20 protein-coding genes are annotated in these 19,208 nt (G+C 61.7%); 9 read left to right on the plus strand and 11 right to left on the minus strand.

What is annotated here, in order from left to right; genetic code table 11:
* Positions 1–6: 6 nt before the first annotated feature.
* Genes SB659_RS06160 through SB659_RS06170 form a run of 3 tightly spaced genes read right to left on the minus strand, consistent with a single transcriptional unit; the run spans position 7 to position 2,030 of the window.
* Positions 7–645 carry an energy-coupling factor transporter transmembrane component T family protein gene (locus SB659_RS06160; protein WP_410549801.1) on the minus strand — a complete coding sequence of 213 codons (639 nt, stop codon included), beginning with the start codon at positions 643–645 and terminating at the stop codon, positions 7–9.
* A complete protein-coding gene (locus SB659_RS06165) occupies positions 642–1,379 on the minus strand; it encodes an energy-coupling factor ABC transporter ATP-binding protein (RefSeq protein ID WP_410549802.1) in 738 nt (245 codons plus the stop codon). Before SB659_RS06165 ends, SB659_RS06160 begins: the two co-directional genes overlap by 4 nt.
* A gap of 18 nt (positions 1,380–1,397) precedes the next feature.
* Positions 1,398–2,030, minus strand: coding sequence for a biotin transporter BioY (locus tag SB659_RS06170; protein ID WP_410549803.1), 633 nt, complete (start codon positions 2,028–2,030; stop codon positions 1,398–1,400).
* A 301-nt stretch (positions 2,031–2,331) separates the two neighbouring features.
* On the opposite strand from SB659_RS06170, the gene SB659_RS06175 reads away from it, so the two are divergent.
* Positions 2,332–3,930: an ABC-F family ATP-binding cassette domain-containing protein gene (locus SB659_RS06175; RefSeq protein WP_284974719.1), complete on the plus strand. Its 1,599-nt coding sequence runs from the start codon at positions 2,332–2,334 to the stop codon at positions 3,928–3,930.
* 39 nt (positions 3,931–3,969) lie between these two features.
* On the opposite strand, the gene SB659_RS06180 is transcribed toward SB659_RS06175, so the two are convergent.
* From SB659_RS06180 to SB659_RS06195, 4 genes are read right to left on the minus strand one after another with little or no spacing between them, the layout of a single operon-like run.
* Positions 3,970–4,443 (minus strand): YbaK/EbsC family protein, encoded by a 474-nt coding sequence (locus SB659_RS06180; RefSeq protein WP_410549804.1) that lies wholly within the window; start codon positions 4,441–4,443, stop codon positions 3,970–3,972.
* Complete coding sequence (locus tag SB659_RS06185; protein WP_410549805.1) at positions 4,427–5,293, minus strand: SURF1 family protein; 867 nt, start codon at positions 5,291–5,293, stop codon at positions 4,427–4,429. The genes SB659_RS06180 and SB659_RS06185 overlap by 17 nt, the downstream gene beginning before the upstream one ends.
* Positions 5,294–5,569, minus strand: coding sequence for a hypothetical protein (locus tag SB659_RS06190; protein ID WP_410549806.1), 276 nt, complete (start codon positions 5,567–5,569; stop codon positions 5,294–5,296).
* Positions 5,566–6,042 (minus strand): DUF3099 domain-containing protein, encoded by a 477-nt coding sequence (locus SB659_RS06195; protein ID WP_410549807.1) that lies wholly within the window; start codon positions 6,040–6,042, stop codon positions 5,566–5,568. The genes SB659_RS06190 and SB659_RS06195 overlap by 4 nt, the downstream gene beginning before the upstream one ends.
* A gap of 166 nt (positions 6,043–6,208) precedes the next feature.
* Between SB659_RS06195 and SB659_RS06200 the strand changes: the two genes are divergently transcribed.
* From SB659_RS06200 to SB659_RS06210, 3 genes are all read left to right on the plus strand, one after another.
* Positions 6,209–6,934, plus strand: a complete 726-nt coding sequence (locus SB659_RS06200; RefSeq protein ID WP_284974714.1) for a beta-ketoacyl-ACP reductase — start codon at positions 6,209–6,211, stop codon at positions 6,932–6,934.
* A 107-nt stretch (positions 6,935–7,041) separates the two neighbouring features.
* Positions 7,042–7,794, plus strand: a complete 753-nt coding sequence (locus SB659_RS06205; RefSeq protein ID WP_410549808.1) for an SDR family oxidoreductase — start codon at positions 7,042–7,044, stop codon at positions 7,792–7,794.
* A 284-nt stretch (positions 7,795–8,078) separates the two neighbouring features.
* Entirely contained in the window at positions 8,079–9,581 is a 1,503-nt protein-coding gene (locus SB659_RS06210; protein WP_410549809.1) for a sugar ABC transporter ATP-binding protein, read from the plus strand.
* 131 nt (positions 9,582–9,712) lie between these two features.
* Here SB659_RS06210 and SB659_RS06215 read toward each other — a convergent pair whose 3' ends face one another.
* Complete coding sequence (locus tag SB659_RS06215) at positions 9,713–10,318, minus strand: hypothetical protein (RefSeq protein ID WP_410549810.1); 606 nt, start codon at positions 10,316–10,318, stop codon at positions 9,713–9,715.
* A gap of 197 nt (positions 10,319–10,515) precedes the next feature.
* Complete coding sequence (gene serB / locus SB659_RS06220) at positions 10,516–11,409, minus strand: phosphoserine phosphatase SerB (RefSeq protein ID WP_410549811.1); 894 nt, start codon at positions 11,407–11,409, stop codon at positions 10,516–10,518.
* Positions 11,410–11,519: 110 nt separating this feature from the next.
* On the opposite strand from serB, the gene SB659_RS06225 reads away from it, so the two are divergent.
* The 5 genes from SB659_RS06225 (at position 11,520) to SB659_RS06245 (ending at position 15,513) form a co-directional block, all read left to right on the plus strand.
* Complete coding sequence (locus SB659_RS06225; RefSeq protein WP_410549812.1) at positions 11,520–12,305, plus strand: ABC transporter ATP-binding protein; 786 nt, start codon at positions 11,520–11,522, stop codon at positions 12,303–12,305.
* Positions 12,306–12,323: 18 nt separating this feature from the next.
* Positions 12,324–13,109, plus strand: coding sequence for a sulfite exporter TauE/SafE family protein (locus SB659_RS06230; RefSeq protein ID WP_284978359.1), 786 nt, complete (start codon positions 12,324–12,326; stop codon positions 13,107–13,109).
* Positions 13,110–13,116: 7 nt separating this feature from the next.
* Positions 13,117–13,926: a TrmH family RNA methyltransferase gene (locus tag SB659_RS06235; protein ID WP_410549813.1), complete on the plus strand. Its 810-nt coding sequence runs from the start codon at positions 13,117–13,119 to the stop codon at positions 13,924–13,926.
* Positions 13,927–14,065: 139 nt separating this feature from the next.
* A complete protein-coding gene (locus SB659_RS06240) occupies positions 14,066–14,323 on the plus strand; it encodes a type B 50S ribosomal protein L31 (RefSeq protein ID WP_066275740.1) in 258 nt (85 codons plus the stop codon).
* Between the two features lie 89 nt (positions 14,324–14,412).
* Entirely contained in the window at positions 14,413–15,513 is a 1,101-nt protein-coding gene (locus SB659_RS06245; RefSeq protein WP_410549814.1) for a biotin/lipoate A/B protein ligase family protein, read from the plus strand.
* Between the two features lie 14 nt (positions 15,514–15,527).
* On the opposite strand, the gene pepN is transcribed toward SB659_RS06245, so the two are convergent.
* Entirely contained in the window at positions 15,528–18,131 is a 2,604-nt protein-coding gene (pepN, locus tag SB659_RS06250; protein ID WP_410549815.1) for an aminopeptidase N, read from the minus strand.
* A gap of 4 nt (positions 18,132–18,135) precedes the next feature.
* Positions 18,136–19,185 (minus strand): YeiH family protein, encoded by a 1,050-nt coding sequence (locus SB659_RS06255; protein WP_284978355.1) that lies wholly within the window; start codon positions 19,183–19,185, stop codon positions 18,136–18,138.
* Positions 19,186–19,208: the final 23 nt, after the last annotated feature.

Genomic DNA, 19,208 nt, shown 5'->3' on the forward strand with positions numbered 1-19,208 from the left:
CGGGGTTTAGGACTGCTCGCTGGGTTCCTCGGGTTCGCCCAGACCGCGGGCGGTCAGGGCGTCCCCGGTCTGGCGGGCGTACGCCACGGTAGTGATGAACACGGGCAAAATGAGGGCCCTTGGGTTCCGTTCAAGTCCACGGGCGCGCGCCGAATCCCGCACGTCGGCGAAGGCGCCAGCAATATAGGGGATGCTACGCAGCATCACAGCGATAGTCAGGGCGAAGCGTTCGGGGTCGGCACCCAACCTGCGGAAGGGCTTCGCCAAGGAGGCCACGCCATCCAAAAGGTCTTGTACGGGGGTGGTCGCCGTCAGCACGGCAGCGGCTACAACGCAGATCAACACGTTTAACACGATTCGGGCCGACGTCGGTCCGCCCAGCTGCCACCACTGGAAAAGTCCAATGACCAGAAGGATAGGGGCCACTGTTCGGATGGTACGCAGAAGCCGCCGCATTCCGATTCTGGTGCTGAGGAACACGGCGCACATCACCACGAAGACCAGCAGGGACACGCGCCAGTCCACGATCAGGAATGATGCAGTTCCGCAGGCGGCCACCACGAGGAATTTCAGCCATAGGGGAGCGCGGTGGACCACGGAATGGCCAGGCACGTAATTGCCCACCAGGTAGCCGTGGCCCCTCATCGACGGGTGCCCCCGAGCTGGTCGGCGTTCAGCGCTGTGGCACACGCGTGCCGGTAGTACGCAACGGCCTCGGCGGCCTCGCCGTCGAACATGATCTGCCCCGAATCCACCACCAGCACCCGATCCATGCCCAGCACCAGGTCGAGGTCGTGGGTGGACATGACCACCTGTTGTTCCAAACCAGCAATCGTGGTCCGCAGCAGTTCCCGGTTCCTGAGGTCGAGCAGGGTGGACGGCTCGTCGAGGACCAGCACGGCAGGGTCCACAGCCAGGACTACAGCCAGGGCCAGCAGCTGACGTTCGCCGCCGGACAATTCGTAGATACTCTGGTCCGCGAGGCGAAGCAACCCGAAGCGGTCCAAGACAGCCTCAGCACGGGCTGTCCTTTCCTTGCGGTTCTTCACTGTCCGGCGCAGGGAAAGCTCGACGTCCTCGCGCCCTGTCGGCGTCACCAGTTGGGATAAGGGGTCGGTGAACACGAATCCGACGTTCCCACGGACCCGGCGCCCCGCCGAAACAGTGTCCTGACCGTGAACCACTACGGTTCCCTCGCTCGGTTCAACCAAGCCGTTCAAAAGCCGGAGCAAAGTGGACTTCCCGGAACCGTTGGCGCCGATGACGCCTATCCGCTGTTCGGTCAAGTTCAGTGTTACGTCGTGGAGCAGGGTTTTAGCTGCGTCGCTGCCCTCGACCGTGACCCGTACCGAGACCCGGTCCATACAGATGGCGTCCATGGGGTAATTGTTCCAGCTCTACTTGACCCGGCGCACCAAGACGTCCGGGAACGCTTTGTGGATGGCCACGGCTATGACCACTGCCAGGACGTTCTTCAAGATGTCACCCGGGTAGAAGGGAAGGTCGGCCAAGAAAGCCTTGCTGAGGTCCAGCTTCGCGTTGACCATCATGCCCAGCACTCCCAGGGCGTGAACGATCACGACGCTGCTGATCATCGTTGCCACGAACAGCCACGGCGCGCGAGCCTTGGACGTCCGCCGAATGACGAAGGCGGCGAGGTATCCGGTTGCGGCGGCAGCCAGCGGGAACGCGATGATGTATCCGGCCGACGGCGTAGCCAAGATCCCAAGGCCGCTGCGGCCACCGCTGAAGATCGGCAAGCCCGCTAGTCCCAACAGGACATACAGCCCGACGGCGGCGAACCCACGGCCCGCGCCCAGGACCAGGCCACTGAGCATGACGGTCAGGGTCACCAAGGTGATGGGCACCCCAAGCGCGCCCACGGGAATTCCGGGAACAACCGCCGATGCAGCAACGAGGGCCGCGAAGACGGCAATCAGCCCGATGTCGGTTGCGGTCCAACGTTTCCGCGAAGGGGCGCCCCGCTGGAGTGACGGGGTGGAAGCTGTCGGAGAGTCAGTGGTGTTCATGATGGTCCTATCGGAATGATGCGGGTGATGTGGGCGGGTTCCCCCTGATATCGAGGATAGGGAGCATGGGGGTGGGGTTTTTTGGAGCCTCTCCACAATACGGAAGCGGAATTGTTTAGCCCTTGGCACAGATTGCCTTCCTCGCCGGCTGCATGCCCCCCACCCGGCCCCGTTTCGACGGGTGCATGCGCGCGTCCGGGGTGCCGGTAGACTTGGTAAGGCTGTTCTTACGGCCGTACCCGCCTCACTCACCCGGCCCACCGGTTCCGCAGGCGTTCCCCATTGAAAGGCATCACCCGAATTGATTACCGTCCAGGATCTTGAACTCCGCGCCGGCGCACGCCTGCTCATGGACCAGGTGAACTTCAGGGTGGACAGGGGGGACAAGATCGGGTTGGTTGGCCGCAATGGAGCCGGCAAAACAACCCTTACCCGAGTTCTTGCAGGTGAGGGCCTTCCGGCCAGCGGAAAAGTGACCCGTAGCGGCGAGATCGGGTACTTGCCGCAGGATCCCCGGACTCCGGACATGGAGCAGCTCGCCCGCGACCGGATTCTCTCCGCGCGGGGCCTGGATGTGGTGGTCGGGAAACTGAAGAAGGCCCACGAGGACATGGCGAGCGAGGACGCCGCGGTTCAGCGTAAGGCCATGAACCGCTATGACCGTTTGGAAACGGAATTCCTGGCCGGCGGCGGTTACGCGGCAGAGGCCGAAGCTGCCGCCATCTCCTCCAACCTTGCGTTGCCCGATCGGCTCCTCAACCAGCCGCTGAAGACGCTCTCCGGTGGCCAGCGCCGCCGCGTGGAGTTGGCGCGGATCCTGTACTCGGACGCTGAGACGCTCCTTCTTGACGAGCCCACCAACCACCTTGACGCCGATTCCATCACGTGGTTGCGCGACTTCCTCAAGAATCACCAAGGCGGCCTGATCGTGATCAGCCACGACACGGATCTCCTGGAAGCCACAGTGAACAAGGTCTTCCTGCTTGACGCCAACCGCGCGCAGATCGACTACTACAACATGGACTGGAAGCGCTACCTGCTTCAGCGCGAGACGGACGAGCGTGCGCGCAAGCGCGAGCGTGCCAACGCCGAAAAGAAGGCCCAAGTACTTATTGACCAAGCCAACAAGATGCGTGCCAAGGCTACGAAGGCCGTGGCTGCGCAAAACATGGCCAAGCGAGCTGAGCGCCTTCTGAGCGGCCTCGAGGCAGTGCGCGAGAATGACCGCGTGGCAGCTCTGCGCTTCCCCGATCCATCGCCGTGTGGCAAGACACCGCTTACCGCTGAAGGCCTCAGTAAGTCCTACGGCTCCCTTGAAATCTTCACCGACGTCGATTTGGCGATCGATCGCGGGTCGAAGGTGGTCATTCTTGGCCTCAACGGTGCCGGCAAGACCACTCTTCTGCGCATGCTGGCCGGAGTCGACAAACCGGACACCGGCGAAATCATCCCCGGGCACGGACTGAAGGTCGGTTACTACGCCCAGGAGCACGAAACGCTCGACGTCGACCGCACCGTTCTTGAGAACATGCGCTCCTCCGCCCCGGACATGAAGGATGCGGAGGTTCGGGGCATCCTGGGCTCATTCCTCTTCTCGGGAGACGACGTCGAGAAGCCGGCGGGCGTATTGTCCGGTGGTGAAAAGACACGACTTGCACTTGCCACCATCGTGGCGTCCAGTGCCAACGTCTTGCTGCTGGACGAACCCACCAACAACCTGGACCCCGCCAGCCGCGCGGAAATTCTGGGGGCGCTCAAAAACTACAGCGGCGCCGTCGTGATGGTCAGCCACGACGAAGGCGCGGTCTCAGCCCTGAACCCCGAGCGTGTGGTGTTGCTTCCCGACGGGGTGGAGGATCACTGGAACGAGGACTACCTCGACCTCATCACGTTGGCCTAGCGCCGCCACCGCGGGTTCTTACTTCAGCGGGTTCTTACTTCAGCGGACCCTGAGTGGCTCCGCTTCTGTGATCCGCGCGAGTTCCTCATAGCTGATGGAGAACATGGCGTTGTGGTCACCGGCTCCGGCCCACAGCAGCGGGTACTGCTCAAGCGAGGCGTCAAGAACAGTGCGAAGGGGGGCCGGGTGGCCCACGGGGGCAACTCCGCCAACTTCCTGGCCCGTATGTTTCAGGACGAAATCCGGGCTGGCCCGGCGGATCCGGCCGAGCCCCAACTGATCGGCCACAAGCGCGGTATCCGCCTTGGCCCCGCCGCTGGCGAGGATCAGCAGGGGACGGCCGGAGAGCTCGAACACAAGACTGTTTGCGATGGCTGCAACGTCGCAGCCGAGAACGGCAGCCGCCGCTGCCGCCGTCGGAACGCTATGCTCGAAGATCCTGACTGTGTCCGGGGCGCCGGCTGCCTTGAGTGCCAGCCTGACGTTTCCTACAGGATCAGTAACCTTGGGCATCAAGGATCGCGTCTTCCTCATCTTCGGCGGTCGGCCGCTTATTCTTTCGGGGGGCCGGAGCCCTGCGCTTGGGCAGTCCGCCCGCAGCGATGATCTCGTCCTCTTCATCTTCTTCCGCGTCAAGCGCCGCATTACGGGCCTGTTGGCGCGCTGCGTATCCGAAGCCGATGAACATCAGAACGCCGAAGGCAAACCACTGCAACGAATAGGAGAGGTGGGTCCCTTCGTCGGTTTCGGGCTTGGGGAACGGCGCGGGCATGTCATGCACGCTGGGGGTCTCGCTTGCCAGTTGTCCGTAAGCTCCCGTCGCTATCGGGAACGGGAGTTCACTGGCGTAAGTGGGGAGGTCGATGGACGCGAGCTGGCCTTCCACGGATCCTCGGTCCAAATTGGGTTCCGAAGCCTTGAGGCGGGCGACCACTGTCACTTGTCCACTTGGTGGCGCGGGGATGGTGTCGGGGTGGCCCGGGGTCTTGTTGCCGATGGGTAACCAGCCACGATCAATCACCACAGCATCTCCGGTGGTCAAGCGGAAAGGCACAACAACCTCATAGCCAGGTTGCCCGTTGAGGGGACGGTTTCGAACCACACGTTCACCGGCCAGATCATAGCTGCCTCTTAGCTCGACCTGCGTCCATTCCCGCTCCGGATCCAAGGACGTGAATTGGTTCTTTACCTGGGAAAAGGGGACGGGAGCGGCTGAGTAATTGGTCACCACGCGGTTTATCTCAGCGAGGGTTTCCGCGCGGCGGTCCATCTGCCACCGGCCAAGCAGCACGCATCCCGTGGCGAAGACGGCAGCCAAGACGAAGTACCCCAGCCACTTGCTGGAGAAAAGGAAACGGTACATTCAGCCGGCCTCGTTCGATGGTGCATCAACAACTTTAAAAGGCTGGGTTTCTTTCCAGAGTTCCCGTGTCTTCAGGTATTCCTCCAGCCATTCCCGGTGCTCTTCGCAAGCCAACCAGACCTTACGGCGTTCCGGAGTGTGGATGCGGGGATTATTCCACAGCAACTGCCACGTGGCGCCGGCACGGCATCCTTTGCGGGCACACAGGGCAGGGCCAGTGGTGCTCCTTGAATCCTGTTGGGGGGATGCCACACCACCAAGGTTGAGGATGTTCATGACGTCGCCTCCTCGCTGTTGGGTTTTCGGGGCGGGTTGCCGGAGCGCACGTCCGGAGCTTCTGTGGTCGGCGGCTCTTCGTCCACCACTTCGCCTTGGAGGATTGTCGGTCCTTCCTCTGGGGGCGTCCCGACATGCGTGGCCGGCCCTTCGATCTCGGGAACCGGGAGGTATTCCAGGAGGGAATCGCTGGGGACTTCCGCCTTGTCGCTGCCGTTAGCGATAACCACGGCAATCCACGGAAGAAAGACTGCCCCTGCGATCGCGATGATTTTGAACCAGCCGTCCACCACGAAGATCAGGACGATGCACACCATGCGGATTCCCATAGCTACGGCGTACTTGATCATGCGATCCCGCATGTCTTCCGAGTGCGCGGCGGCGGCATCGGTAATGCTGTGCACCTCCGGGTCCCCGGATACGTCATCCGGATCCCCGGGCGCATGCTGCAGGGGACTGTCTTCTTGTGTCACAGCTGAATCATCACGCTCCAAAGGCTTCCCCCAATTCTCTCACCAAGGCCGTGACCACCCAAACCAGGTCTTCTATCCGCGGCGGGCGTGCGCTGCGGATAAGATCAAACCAGAAAAATCCCTCTTCATCGTGGCGGATGCCTGCCGCAGAATCCGGAGTCCAAGCATGTCTGAAGCAGTATCCAACGGCCGTAGCGTCCTCATCACCGGCGGTAATCGCGGCATCGGCTTGGCCATTGCCGAGTCATTCCTGGCCAACGGGGACAAGGTGGCGGTTACTTACCGCAGTGAAACTGAACTGCCTGAAGGAATCCTGGGCGTCAAGGCCGACGTTACCGATGAGGCTTCCATCGATGAGGCCTTTAAAAAGGTGGAAGAGGCACACGGTCCTGTTGAAGTGTTGGTGGCAAATGCCGGCATCACCAAGGACACGCTGTTGCTGCGGATGAGCGAGGCCGACTTCACGTCCGTCCTGGACACCAACCTCACCGGCGCCTTCCGCGTTATCAAGCGCGCGTCCAAGGGGATGATCCGCCTGCGCAAAGGTCGGGTCGTGCTCATTTCTTCGGTTTCCGGCCTCTACGGCGCCCCCGGCCAGATTAACTACTCAGCTTCCAAAGCCGGGATGGTTGGCATTGCCCGCTCGCTGACGCGGGAACTCGGCAGCCGCGGCATCACCGCCAACGTCGTGGCCCCCGGCTTCATCAATACCGACATGACCGCTGAACTGCCCGAAGAGACGCAGAAATCGTACTTGGCGAATGTCCCGGCCGGCCGGTTCGCCGAAGCTTCCGAGGTAGCCAACGTGGTTCGTTGGGTGGCCAGCGATGAAGCCGCCTACATATCCGGTGCCGTAATCCCCGTTGACGGCGGCCTCGGAATGGGCCACTAGCCCCGATAGCGGTTTTTGTCCGGGCCCTACAACGGATTCCATCCAAGCCGCTGGCATGATGGAGATCAGGCCACGATTTTTGGATGTAGTGAACAAAAGGAGCATGAATGGGAAAGCTGGAACACAAGACCGCGATCGTGACGGGGTCCTCTCGCGGAATCGGGGCAGAAGTTGCCAAGTTCCTGGCAGCTGAGGGTGCCGCCGTCGTCGTGAACTACCGCCAAAAAGCGCCACGCGCCAACAAGGTCGTGGCGGAAATCCAGGCAGCGGGAGGCCGCGCTGCGGCCGTTGGTGCGGACCTGACAACCGAGGAGGGCGTACACGCCCTCGCCAGCAAGGCTATGGAAGAATTCGGCTCCCTGGATGTCCTGGTGCTGAATGCATCCGGCGGCATGGAGACGGGCATGGAAGAGGGCTACGCCCTCAAGCTGAACCGCGACGCACAGGTCAACATGCTCAACGCGGCTGTCCCACTCATGCCGGAAGGTTCGCGGGTCGTGTTCGTCACCAGCCACCAAGCCCACTTTGTGGAATCCGTTCCCACCATGCCCGAGTACGAGCCCGTAGCGAAGAGCAAGCGGGCGGGCGAGGATGCACTGCGTCACCTTCTGCCTCAGCTCGAGGACAAGGGAATCTCCTTGGTGGTGGTTTCCGGCGACATGATCGAGGGAACGGTAACAGCCACTCTGCTGGACCGCTCCAACCCGGGTGCTATCGAAGCACGGCGAGCCGAGGCCGGAAAGTTGTACTCAGTCAAGGAATTCGCCGCGGAGGTCGCCAAGATGGTCACCGCCGACGTCGAGTCCGGACACACCGAGTACGTCGGAGGCGCTGACTACTTCGGCAAGGCTGCCCAGTAGGACAGCCTCCGAACGTAACGGAAGTAGCAGAGCGGCCCGGGACTGACGTCCCGGGCCGCTCTGCTTTTACCCTTGGTGACAATCTAATAAATAGTTCGGCATTCCGCGTCACGAATTAGAAAATGTTGTTTCGTCTTTCTGTCTTTGCGTTTATCGTCGTGATCTGGTTGACTCTGCAATGCGCCCTCGCTGTAGTGGCGCGCCGAATGCGGAAATTGGGTGATGCGCAACCTACGGAATTCTCCGCCGGGCACTGAACGCATAACGCCAAACCAGGAGCACAATTGGACTTGTTACTCCACGCTGACGACATTCACGCCTCCTATGATCAGCGGCGCATCCTCAAAGGCATTGGCATCTCGTTGTACCGAGGCGAAATTCTTGGTGTCATCGGAACGAACGGTGCGGGCAAAACCACCCTCATGAAGGTGTTGGCAGGTTCTCACCAACACGACGCCGGCCACATCATGATGGCTGGTGAACGCTACTCGCCGGAATCTCCTGAGGAAGCGCGTGCCTGCGGGGTGGGGCTCATTCCACAGAATTTCCGGCTCGATCCCGAATTGACCGTGGCAAAGGCGATATTCCGTGGAACCTTCCAGGCAGCCAAATCCCACGCGGAGCTAAGGGCTCAAGCACTCGAGCTCATCGACGGCATCGGCGTTTCCATGGACCCTGACGCTAAAGTCGGCACGTTGATCCGGGCGGAGCAGGCCCTCGTTGAGGTTCTCCGAATGGTGGCCGAAGAAGCCCAGTTGGTCATTATGGATGAAGTTGCCGCGTCACTGCCCGATCACGACGTCGCTATCCTCCACCACGTTCTCCGGATGCTTGTCGGTCAAGGGCGGGCGATCATTTACATCACCCACAGGCTGGACGAGGTCCGTTCCATCGCGCACCGCATCGCTGTCCTGCGGGACGGCAAAGTCCACCGGATCGTCGATGCCAGCCAAACAAGCGTTGATGAGCTCACCTTCATGCTGCTGCAGCAGAAGTTGCAGGACACTGCGAGGCCTGCTGATCCGGCGGATGCTTCCGAGGTGCTGCAGGTCAGGAACCTCGCGGTAGGAGATGTTGTTCGCAATGTCAGTTTCAGCGTAGCCAAGGGTGAAATTTTCGGCATCGTCGGTACGCATCGTTCCGGCGTCTACCAGTTGACGGAGGCACTCGTGGGCATTCGCCCGAGCATCTCGGGCGACATTTTCATGCACGGAAATAAGGTCGAGATCCGGCGGCTGGAGGATGCACGGAGGCTGAAGATTGGTTACCTGTCGGATGATGATGACAACCTCGAGCCCCAAGCCAGCATTGTTGAGGGCCTGCAGCAGAGTAGTGAGGACACGCAGGCCACGCTTCAAGCCGAGGTCAGCCAGCTCCGGGGCGTGATTGAACTGGTCCGGCGCATGAGGATCAACACAACGAATATCCATGGGAGCCTCACACATCTGTCCGGAGGTGATCGGCAAAAGGTCCAGTTGGCCAGATGGATGACCACCGACTGTGACGTGTTGATCCTCAGCCACCCCAGCCGCGGCATCGACATCGGCGCCAAAGAGGTGGTGTACAAGATGCTCAACGAGCTCAGCCAGACCGGCGTCGCGATCATTCTTCTGTCCTCGGATCTATCGGAACTCGTCAGTTGGTGCCACCGGATCGCCGTGATGCGCGACGGCGAACTGGTCACCATCGAAGCGAACACCAACACCAACGAGGACGTCTTGGTACACCACATGCTGGGTGGCACGCCCGCGTTGGGAGCCACTATGGCACGCAGGGTGAAGGCTTGACGGCTGCTGGGCACATTTTCCAAGCCCAGCAGTTGCTATGGAGCAGCCCAGCAGTTGCCATGGAGCAAAGGGGCGGCCCCCATCGCGATTACTCTGCAATGGTGGCCGCCCCTTTCTGGGTTCGGTTCTTGCTAGATGATGATCCCGTTGGCGAGGTTGTTCAGCTTGTGGCGTGCCAACGCCAGGTTTGCGTAGGTCCGGTCCAACACCAGGTAGACGAACAGGCCCTTGGAACCACCGGAGTTCAGGACGTTGATCAGGTGGTACTGGGACCCCAGGGTGATGAGGATGTCTTCGATGTCGCTGTTCAGGTTTAGGTCCGCCATGGTGCGCAGCTTCGCACTGACGACATTTGAATTACCCGCAGCAGCCACGCCGAGGTCAAAGCCGGGACTTCCCCCCTGAGCCAGTGCCATGCCGCTGGAATAGTCGACGATCGCCGCACCCGTGGCGCCTTCGATGGACAGCAGTTGCCTGATAGCTTCATCAAGTGAGCTCATAATGTCTTCTTCCTGTTCTGCTCTGTCTCCAAGGGCGTCCGCAAAGTAGACGGAACTGGCTTCCTGGTACAAAGGGGTGCTTTGGAGCAACTCCCAGGAAACGAAGTCCACCTCTGGAGGCTCCGCCTCTGGCGTTTTCGTCAGCGAGGGCTCCGCAGCGGAAGAGCCTTCGTCGCGTCGCCACCACTTCCATGTACGTTGCGTACCGTTCACGTCCTGCCTCTGTACTTCCGTCATCCTGGATTGCGGGATGCTTTACGGCTCCCTGATGAGTTTGCAATTGTGCACGAAAATAACGAACTCGAACAATATACGTCGAATTCACCGGGTGACATAAATTTAGGCAAGGTGAGGGAATTAGGGACTGAGAAACTAGGTTTTTAGCATCAATTTAATAAATAGTTTGCTTTTTCGCGTCACGAAATCAAGGCAGCCTACACGTTAGCGATATGCCGAACCGCGTCCAAGTACGGCATATTGATCGCGGCGTCGGCCACGGCCCGGACGGCGGGCTTGGCATTAAAGGCAATACCTATTCCCGCAGCTCCGAGCATGTCGAGATCGTTGGCGCCGTCGCCGACAGCTATGGTGTGTTCCAAACTGATGCCTTCAGCCGCAGCCCACTCGCGGAGGTACTTTTCCTTGGCAGCCCGATCAATGACAGCACCGAGAACCTTGCCGGTCAGGACGCCGTCGACGATTTCCAGTTCGTTGGCGATCCAATAATCCAGACGCAGTTCGGCCGCGAGCGGACCCAGGATCTGGTTGAAACCACCCGAAACCACTGCCACCACGTGGCCGGCGTCCTTGAACGCGGCAACGAGTTCTGCCGCGCCCAGGCTAAGGCGGACTTCTTGCCGCACTGCGTCGACGACGGCGGCCGGCAGCCCGGCGAGGACAGCAACCCGGGCGTGCAGGCTCTGGGCGAAATCCAATTCACCACGCATCGCCGCCTCCGTGACGGCGGCGACTTCTTCCCGCTTACCCGCATGGGCGGCCAGGAGCTCTATGACTTCCTGCTGGATCAACGTGGAGTCGACGTCCATCACGAGGAGTTTCCGCGGGGCTTGCCGCAGGGCCTCTGGAATGATGGCCGTGTCTACGCCGTCCACGGCGTTCGACGCCACGTAACTACGGATTTCGGCAAGGTCCGATGATGCGTCCGCAGTCACCGTGAGGGTTGCGCTGTGGACGGCAAACCGCTCATCTCCGGACTGTGACTCCGACGAAACCACCGCCCCCGCATCTGCCAAGGTCTTCCTTAGCGTTTCCAGTGATTCGGGGGACAAATTCACGGCATAGGTGACCGCAGCCAGGTTCGACGTCATGGCCTCAATCCTATCGAGCGCCCCCGGGCGTCCCGAATTCGTTTCACCCCGGAACCCGGAGCCATGGCCGGTTATCAGTCAGCCGGATTTTTGTCCTAGTGTCTACTGCTATGAGTGATGTTCTGGAATTGGCTTCCGTCAGCGTTGTCCGAGGCAAAAAGACCCTGCTGGACAAGGTTGACTGGGAAGTCAACGAAGGTGAGCGCTGGGTGGTGCTCGGGCCTAACGGCGCGGGTAAGACCACGCTTCTCCAGGTCGCGGCCGCCCGCCTCCATCCCAGCAGTGGCAAAGCCGGCATCCTTGACGAGACGATGGGGCGTGTTGACGTTTTTGAACTCCGTCCCCGGATCGGGCTCTCTTCGGCAGCACTCGCCAACCAGATTCCAGAGAATGAAACTGTCCTGAACGTAGTCGTCACCGCGGCCTACGGCGTGACTGGCCGTTGGCGCGAAGGCTACGAGCGCGACGACGAACGGCGCGCCTTCCGCCTCCTGAACGACTGGGGGATGGGACCGTTGCTTAATCGCACGTTCGCCACGCTCTCTGAAGGGGAGCGCAAGCGGGTCCAGATCGCCCGGGCTTTGATGACCGATCCGGAGTTATTGCTCCTGGACGAGCCAGCAGCTGGACTCGACCTGGGCGGACGCGAGGAACTGGTCCACAAGCTCGGCGAGCTTGCCCGTGACGAAGCCTCACCTGCCATGGTCCTGGTGACCCATCACCTTGAGGAAGTGCCCCCCGGATTTACCCACGCCATGCTGTTGCGCGACGGCGCCGTCGTAGCGGCCGGTCCCATCGGCGAAGTCCTCACCCCGGAGCACCTGAGCGAAACTTTCGGCCTGCCGTTGGACGTTATTGAAAATGCCGGACGCTACACGGCCACGGCCCGCCGCTAGGCGGGGGCTCATGCGACAGTGGAGATTCTAAGCGGCGCCCTGGTCTTTATTGCGGGGTTGTGGGCAGGCACCATCAACGCGGTGGTGGGCTCCGGCACCCTCGTGACCTTCCCGGTCCTCATCGCCCTTGGCGTGGTTCCGGTGGTCGCATCCATGAGCAATGCCATGGGATTGGTGGCGGGAACTGCGGCCGGCGCCTGGGGCTACCGGCGTGAGCTTGCCGGTCGGCGTCAACAACTGCTGAAGCTCCTGCCTGCTTCCCTCCTCGGTGGAATCACCGGAGCATGGCTCCTGCTGCACCTACCCGAGACGGTGTTCGGCTATGTGGCTCCCGTGCTGCTGGTCCTGGCGCTCTTGATGGTGCTGTTCCAACCGAAGCTGCAGGCATGGATACGGAGCAGGCAGCAAGATCCGGAGCAGGCCATCCGCGATCACAGCCATGGAGTAGTCCTGGTCGTGCTTGTCTATCTGGCTGGTGTCTACGGTGGATACTTCGTCGCTGCCCAAGGCATCCTGCTGGTCGGCATCCTGGGGGTCTTCCTCACCGGAACCATGCAGAACGCAAACGCCATGAAAAACATCCTGGTGCTCGGCGTCAACATGGTGGCGGCCGCTTCCTACCTGATCTTCGCCTTTGACCGGATCAATTGGTTGGTTGTGCTCCTGATTGCCGTCAGCTCCACGATTGGTGGCCTGCTCGGTTCCAAAGTGGGCCGGAGGCTTTCGCCCACGGTGCTCCGTGCCGTGATCTTTACGCTCGGCATCGTGGCTTTGGGCTTCATGATCGCCAACCTGCTGAAATGATTCTCCCGTGACGTTCCATTACCTTGAGTCTGCCGATGATCCCCGGGTCAGCGACTACACCACCCTGACCGATGTGCACCTCCGGAAGCTGCGTGAGCCCGAAGAGGGAATGTACATAGCGGAGTCCTCGAGGGTGCTGCGCCGCGCCCTAGCGGCCGGACATCAACCCCGGTCCTTTTTCCTCGCGGAAAAGTGGTTGGCCGATCTCGAGGATGTCTTCCATGACTATCCGGACGTTCCGGTCTTCATCGGCACAGCCTCGCTGCTTGAGGAGATCACCGGCTTCCATTTGCACCGTGGCGCCATGGCCGCAATGCACCGTCCCGCAGCAGTGCCGCTCACGGAGCTTCTCGCCGGAGCGCAACGCGTGGCTGTGCTGGAAGACATCGTGGACCACACCAACGTCGGGGCGATCTTCAGGTCCGCGGCGGCCCTCGGGGTGGACGCTGTGCTGGTCTCTCCGCGCTGCGGGGACCCGCTGTACCGCCGGAGCGTGCGCGTGAGCATGGGCACTGTCTTCCAAGTGCCCTGGGCGAGGCTGCAGTCCTGGCCCGCGGACCTTGGCCAACTGAAAGACCAAGGATTCACTGTCGCAGCCATGGAGCTGACACCTGACGCGCTCACCCTCGATGAACTGGCGGAGAAGCAGTTCCCGAAACTCGCTTTGGTGCTGGGCACCGAGGGCGCCGGCATGAGCGAGGAGACACTTGCCGCCGTCGACCTCGCCGTCAAGATACCCATGCGGGCAGGCGTGGACTCCCTCAACGTCGCGGCGGCGTCCGCTGTCGCGTTTTGGGAACTCCGGCCCCGGGGCTGAGCCCGGTTCGTGCCCGCTGGCCACTTCGGCTATGATTGATTGTTGGCCCGCCCACTGAAATGTTGTTCGCAGTGGCGGACCACCTCCATTCATACCTGGCAGCTGGCAAAATCCAGTTGCGTGAACAAAAGGTCCCATTATGAAGTCTGATATCCACCCGAAGTACGAAGCTGTTGTTTTCAACGACCTCGCTTCCGGTACCAAGTTCCTGACCAAGTCGACTGTTTCTTCGTCGAAGACCATCGAATGGGAAGACGGAAACACCTACCCCGTCATCGACGTCGAAATCTCTTCGGAGTCCCACCCGTTCTACACGGGCAAGCAGCGCATCATGGACTCCGCTGGCCGCGTCGAGCGCTTCAACGCCCGCTTCAAGGGCTTCGGCGGCAAGAAGTAACCACTTCGCCCTCAAGTCTTTTTCGAAGGCCCGCATCTGCTGGATTTCCAGCGGTGCGGGCCTTTTCGTTTTCCGGCAAGATGGAACCCATGACTCACCGGATTTCCCCCGACCAGCAAAACCACGACGCCGGCACCCGCCTTCACGGCGAATATAAGGTTCCCGGCGGCAAACTCGTCGTGGTGGACCTCGAGGTTGTAGAGGGGAAGTTCGCCGATGTCTCGCTGAGCGGTGACTTTTTCTTGGAGCCCGATGAGGCGCTGGAAGCAATCAACGGCGCTTTGACGGGGCTTCCCGAGTCCACGCCGGCCTCAGAGATTGCTTCCGCCGTGACGGCAAGCCTTCCTGCTGGAGCTGTTCTGTTTGGCTTCTCTGCTGATGCCGTTGCTGTCACAGTCCGCAGGGCACTTTCCAAGGCGACCAGCTGGGCTGACCACCAATGGGAAATGATCCCGCCCTCCATCTTGCCTACACAGGTCAACGTCGCCCTGGACGAGGTCCTTACCGAAGAGGTTGGAAATGGCAGCCGCAACCCCACCCTCAGGTTCTGGGATTGGGAGGAACCTTCGGTCGTCATTGGAAGCTTCCAGTCGGTACACAACGAAGTGGACCCTGAGGGGGTGTCCCGCCACGGCATCACGGTGGTGCGGCGCATCAGCGGGGGCGGTGCCATGTTCATGGAAGCCGGCAACTGTATTACCTATTCTCTCTACTTGCCGCAGACGTTGGTTGATGGGATGAGCTTCGCCGATTCCTACGCCTTCCTCGATGCTTGGGTGATGGCCGCACTGGAGAAGCTTGGCATCAGTGCCTTCTATGTTCCGCTCAACGACATCGCTACGGAACAGGGCAAGATCGGCGGAGCAGCACAGAAGCGCCTGTCCAACGGGGGAATGCTGCACCACGTCACCATGAGCTATGACATCGACGCCGACAAAATGGTCGAAGTCCTCCGCATCGGCAAGGAAAAACTCTCCGACAAAGGCACGCGAAGCGCCAAGAAGCGCGTGGACCCCTTGCGTCGCCAGACGGGCTTGGCCCGTTCGGCGATACTCCAAGCGATGCAGGAAGTTTTCACGGAGAGGTACGGCGCGATTGAGTCACAGGTAACGGAGGCAGAGCTCAGCGAAGCCCGCCGACGGGTGGACGCCAAATTCGGTACCGAAGAATGGCTGAACCGCGTCCCGTAGGGCGCGGCGGGGCCTTAGCCGTTGGCTTGGGCCGTCAGTGCAAGCAAGAGGTGGCTTCGCTGCTCGATAACGATGCGTCGCAGTGCCCGCGGTGCGTCCGGATGTAAACCCAGCCAGTGGTCTGTCCGGACCAGAACGGGGTGCTGGGCCGGGTCTGCGCCGATAGCAAGGTCTTGCCAGCCCGGGAAAAGTCCCCGGACAAGCCTGCCAGCGATCTCAATGCTGCGCTCTGCCCAGACCCGGTCAAGGGATTCAAAATAGGGTTCCACGTACACGTCCAGCATGGGCGCGGGGGCTGTCACGAAACCTGCGATGGTGGCACCGAGGATCTCATTGGAGAGTTCCTCGCTGTTGACCACCCGGTCCCAGGCTGCAGCTTTCACTGCGGCATCAGGACGTGCGGCGGACGCCAAGGAATGGCCTTCCTTCCCTGACGCTGTCTGATCGGCCTCGAGTTCCCGGTCCAGTTCAGCTTGGGTCGCTTGACCGTGGGCGGCCAGCGCTTGCCACATGCTCCAGCGCAGCTCGGGGTCCACGGCCAAGCCGTTAATAACCGTGCCGCCGTCGAGTATGCCGCGTAGCAAGTCCAACTCGCTGTCCCCGTGCCGCGAGACAGTCGCCAGCGTTCGGGCCCAGGCGAGCTGGTGATCGGAACCGGCAGGAGCATCCCGCAGGCGGGCGGCCGAAACTGCAAGGAAGTCCCGGCGGACGTGATCCCTTCGCGCGGCCGGTACAAATCGTTCAATGGCGCTGGAGGCGTTACCCAAGATGTTGAGCAGCACGCCGATGCCGTTCTCCATCGGCGCGAACCGTTCCACCGCGGCCACGTACTGAACCGCCGGGGTGACGGCGTCGCGTGCCGAGTCCCATAAAGCGGTCCAGCATAGGGCCCGGGCCATGGGGTCTTGAATCCTATCGAGCGAGGTACGGACCGTTCGCTCGGACACGGGATCGAGACGGACCTTGGCATAGCTCAGGTCCTCGTCGTTGACCAAGAGAAGGGCCGGGCGTGCTTTGCCCGCGAGTTCCGGCACGAGGGTGCTGGGCCCGGCAACGTCTACTTCGAGGCTTTCCGACCGGACGATGGCGCCGGTCCCATCTGCCCCGTACAGGCCCAAGCGCAGCCGGTGCGGCCGCAATTCCTGGTGTCCCGTCAGGGGGTCGACGGCATCCTGCCGGACCGTCACTGCACCCAACAGGCCGCCGTCTTCAACGATCTCTGCGGAGACCGTGGAGATACCTGACGTCTGCAGCCACTGGCGGGCCCAGGTGTCAAGATCCCGGCCCGAGGCCTCGCTGAGTGCTTTGAGAAGATCACGGAGGGACGTATTGCCGAACGCGTTGTCACGGAAGTACTGCCGGGACCCGGCGATGAAAGCATCAAAGCCGACGTAGGCCACCAGCTGTTTGAGGACGGACGCACCCTTGGCGTACGTGATGCCGTCAAAGTTCTGCTTCGCGGCTTCAAGGTCCGGGATATCAGCCACGATCGGGTGGGTTGTGGGCAGCTGGTCCTGCACATAGGCCCAGGCCTTGCGTCGGCTGGCGAAGTTGACCCACGCGGTATCCCAGTCCGTGGCGCGGTCCACGCCGAGGGTCCCCATGTAATCGGCAAATGACTCTTTAAGCCAGAGATCGTCCCACCAGTTCATGGTGACGAGATCGCCGAACCACATGTGGGCCATCTCGTGCATCAGGGTGTTGGCGCGGCCCTGGTATTGCGCGTCAGTAGCCCGTGAGGCGTAAATGTACTTCTCCGTGAAGGTGACCAGCCCGGGGTTCTCCATGGCACCGAGGTTGTACTCGGGCACGAATGCCTGGTCGTATTTACCCCACGGATAAGGGTAGTCAAAGAGCTCATTGAAGAAAGCAAGGCCACTCTTGGTGAGCCGGAAGATTTCCTCGGCATCGAAGGACCCTGACAATGAGGCGCGGCAGTAGAGGGCCAGCGGTACCTCAAGCCGCGCACCGCCGTCGAGCGTTGCTGTCCAATGATCCGTAGCTTTGAAGTACGGGCCTGCAAGTACCGTGGTGATGTAGGTGGACATCCGCTCCGTGGTGGCGAAGTCCCATCGGGCACTCCGAGCGTCATCGGGGAGGGTGGCCCGCGTAAGCTCCACGCCGTTGGAAGCTACCTCCCATCCGGCCGGGGCGATGACGTGGAACGTGAACAAGGCTTTGAGATCGGGCTGCTCAAAGTTGGCAAAGACCCGGCGGCTGTCCGCCGGCTCGTACTGCGTGTAGAGGTAGCACTGGCCGTCGGCAGGATCCACGAAACGGTGCATGCCTTCCCCGGAGCGGCTGTACAGCGACGTTCCGGTCACTGTCACCGTATTTTCCGCGGCGAGGCCTTCCAGGATGATCCGGTCCCCATCCACGACGTTTGCTGCATCAAGGACGCGTCCGTTCAGCACTACCGATTCCACGCCGCCACTGATGTAGTCCAGGAAAGTTGCGGAGCCGGGAGTGGCCGAGAACGAGATGATGCTGATGCTGGCGTACCCGGAGGCGGCCGGATCAGCGGCGCTGCGGACATCCAAGGTGACGTCATAGCTGTGGGTGGTGATCAGGGCCGAACGGGTGGCGGCTTCGTCGCGGGACAGGTTGTGATTCGACACACAGCTATCTAATCATGATCCATGCGGCGGCCAGTCCGAGCCCTGCAATCAGCAGCCAGGATCCCAAGGCGACCACAACGGCCCGCCCGCCCGTTCGGATGAGCATCCGTACCCGCACAGCGGAGCCCAGGCCGAAAAGGGCCATCGCGAGCAGGATGTCCTGCAGGGAAGCGGCCGCGTCCAAGACCGGTTGCGGGGCCCACCCCAGCGAACGAACCACCACCAGGAGAATGAAACCCACCACAAACAGCGGGACAACGGGAGGGAACTTCCCGTCGTCGTCGCTGTCCCTCAGAGCGGAGCCGGCCGCGCGCGACCGCGTGTGCACCATCCGCTGGTGGAGGCCGGCTGCGGCCACTACCGGGGCGAGGAGGACCACCCGGGTCAGTTTGACGACGACGGCGATCGCCAGCGCCGCAGCACCGGCGGTTTGGGCGGTGGCCACCACCTGGCCGACGTCGTGTACAGAGGCCCCGGTCCAGGCCCCGAAACGTTCAGGGCTGAGGCTCAAAGGGTGCATCAAGAGCGGTAGGACACCGATCGCCAACGTCCCGCACAAGGTCACCAAGGCAACGGGGAGAACTGTGTCCTGATGCCTCACCCGGCGCACCGCGGCCATTGCGCCGATCGCCGAAGCTCCGCAGATGGAGAACCCCGTGGCGATAAGCAACGCTGTTTCCGCGGGAAGTCGCAGCAGCCTGGCCAGTGCGTACGTTCCCGCGAAGCTCGCCATGACGATGAGGGTGATCAGGACCAGCGCCAACCATCCCAAACCCAGCACGTCCGCAATGCTGACCTTCAGTCCCAGGAAAACTATGCCTGCGCGCATGAGGTGCTTCCCGGCGAAGTCCAACCCTGGCCGGGCGCGCCCCGCAGTCCACGCAGCCGTGCCCGGTATATTTGCTGAGAGCAAACCCAAAGCAACGGCCAGTGTCATGGCGGGAATAGCAGGCAATACTGCGTGCAAGCTGAAGGCGAGGCCCATTGCCACAGCGCTCAGGGCCAAGCCTGGCGCACACCGGACGAGCTGGGGCGCAAGGGTGTTCAAAGGCATTCCCCAACCCTGCCGGAACAAGG

This window comes from Arthrobacter sp. SIMBA_036 (genome assembly GCF_046535135.1).
GTDB lineage: Bacteria > Actinomycetota > Actinomycetes > Actinomycetales > Micrococcaceae > Arthrobacter.

Bases quoted from the DNA above. Each gene is read 5' to 3' on its own strand.
- SB659_RS06205 (WP_410549808.1), top strand. From the start codon at position 7,042: ATGGGAAAGCTGGAACACAAGACCGCGATCGTGACGGGGTCCTCTCGC.
- SB659_RS06240 (WP_066275740.1), top strand. From the start codon at position 14,066: ATGAAGTCTGATATCCACCCGAAGTACGAAGCTGTTGTTTTCAACGAC.
- SB659_RS06255 (WP_284978355.1), bottom strand. From the start codon at position 19,185: ATGCCTTTGAACACCCTTGCGCCCCAGCTCGTCCGGTGTGCGCCAGGC.
- SB659_RS06200 (WP_284974714.1), top strand. From the start codon at position 6,209: ATGTCTGAAGCAGTATCCAACGGCCGTAGCGTCCTCATCACCGGCGGT.
- SB659_RS06160 (WP_410549801.1), bottom strand. From the start codon at position 645: ATGAGGGGCCACGGCTACCTGGTGGGCAATTACGTGCCTGGCCATTCC.
- SB659_RS06215 (WP_410549810.1), bottom strand. From the start codon at position 10,318: ATGACGGAAGTACAGAGGCAGGACGTGAACGGTACGCAACGTACATGG.
- SB659_RS06170 (WP_410549803.1), bottom strand. From the start codon at position 2,030: ATGAACACCACTGACTCTCCGACAGCTTCCACCCCGTCACTCCAGCGG.
- serB (WP_410549811.1), bottom strand. From the start codon at position 11,409: ATGACGTCGAACCTGGCTGCGGTCACCTATGCCGTGAATTTGTCCCCC.
- SB659_RS06225 (WP_410549812.1), top strand. From the start codon at position 11,520: ATGAGTGATGTTCTGGAATTGGCTTCCGTCAGCGTTGTCCGAGGCAAA.
- SB659_RS06165 (WP_410549802.1), bottom strand. From the start codon at position 1,379: ATGGACGCCATCTGTATGGACCGGGTCTCGGTACGGGTCACGGTCGAG.
- SB659_RS06185 (WP_410549805.1), bottom strand. From the start codon at position 5,293: ATGTACCGTTTCCTTTTCTCCAGCAAGTGGCTGGGGTACTTCGTCTTG.
- SB659_RS06180 (WP_410549804.1), bottom strand. From the start codon at position 4,443: ATGCCCAAGGTTACTGATCCTGTAGGAAACGTCAGGCTGGCACTCAAG.
- SB659_RS06190 (WP_410549806.1), bottom strand. From the start codon at position 5,569: ATGAACATCCTCAACCTTGGTGGTGTGGCATCCCCCCAACAGGATTCA.
- SB659_RS06245 (WP_410549814.1), top strand. From the start codon at position 14,413: ATGACTCACCGGATTTCCCCCGACCAGCAAAACCACGACGCCGGCACC.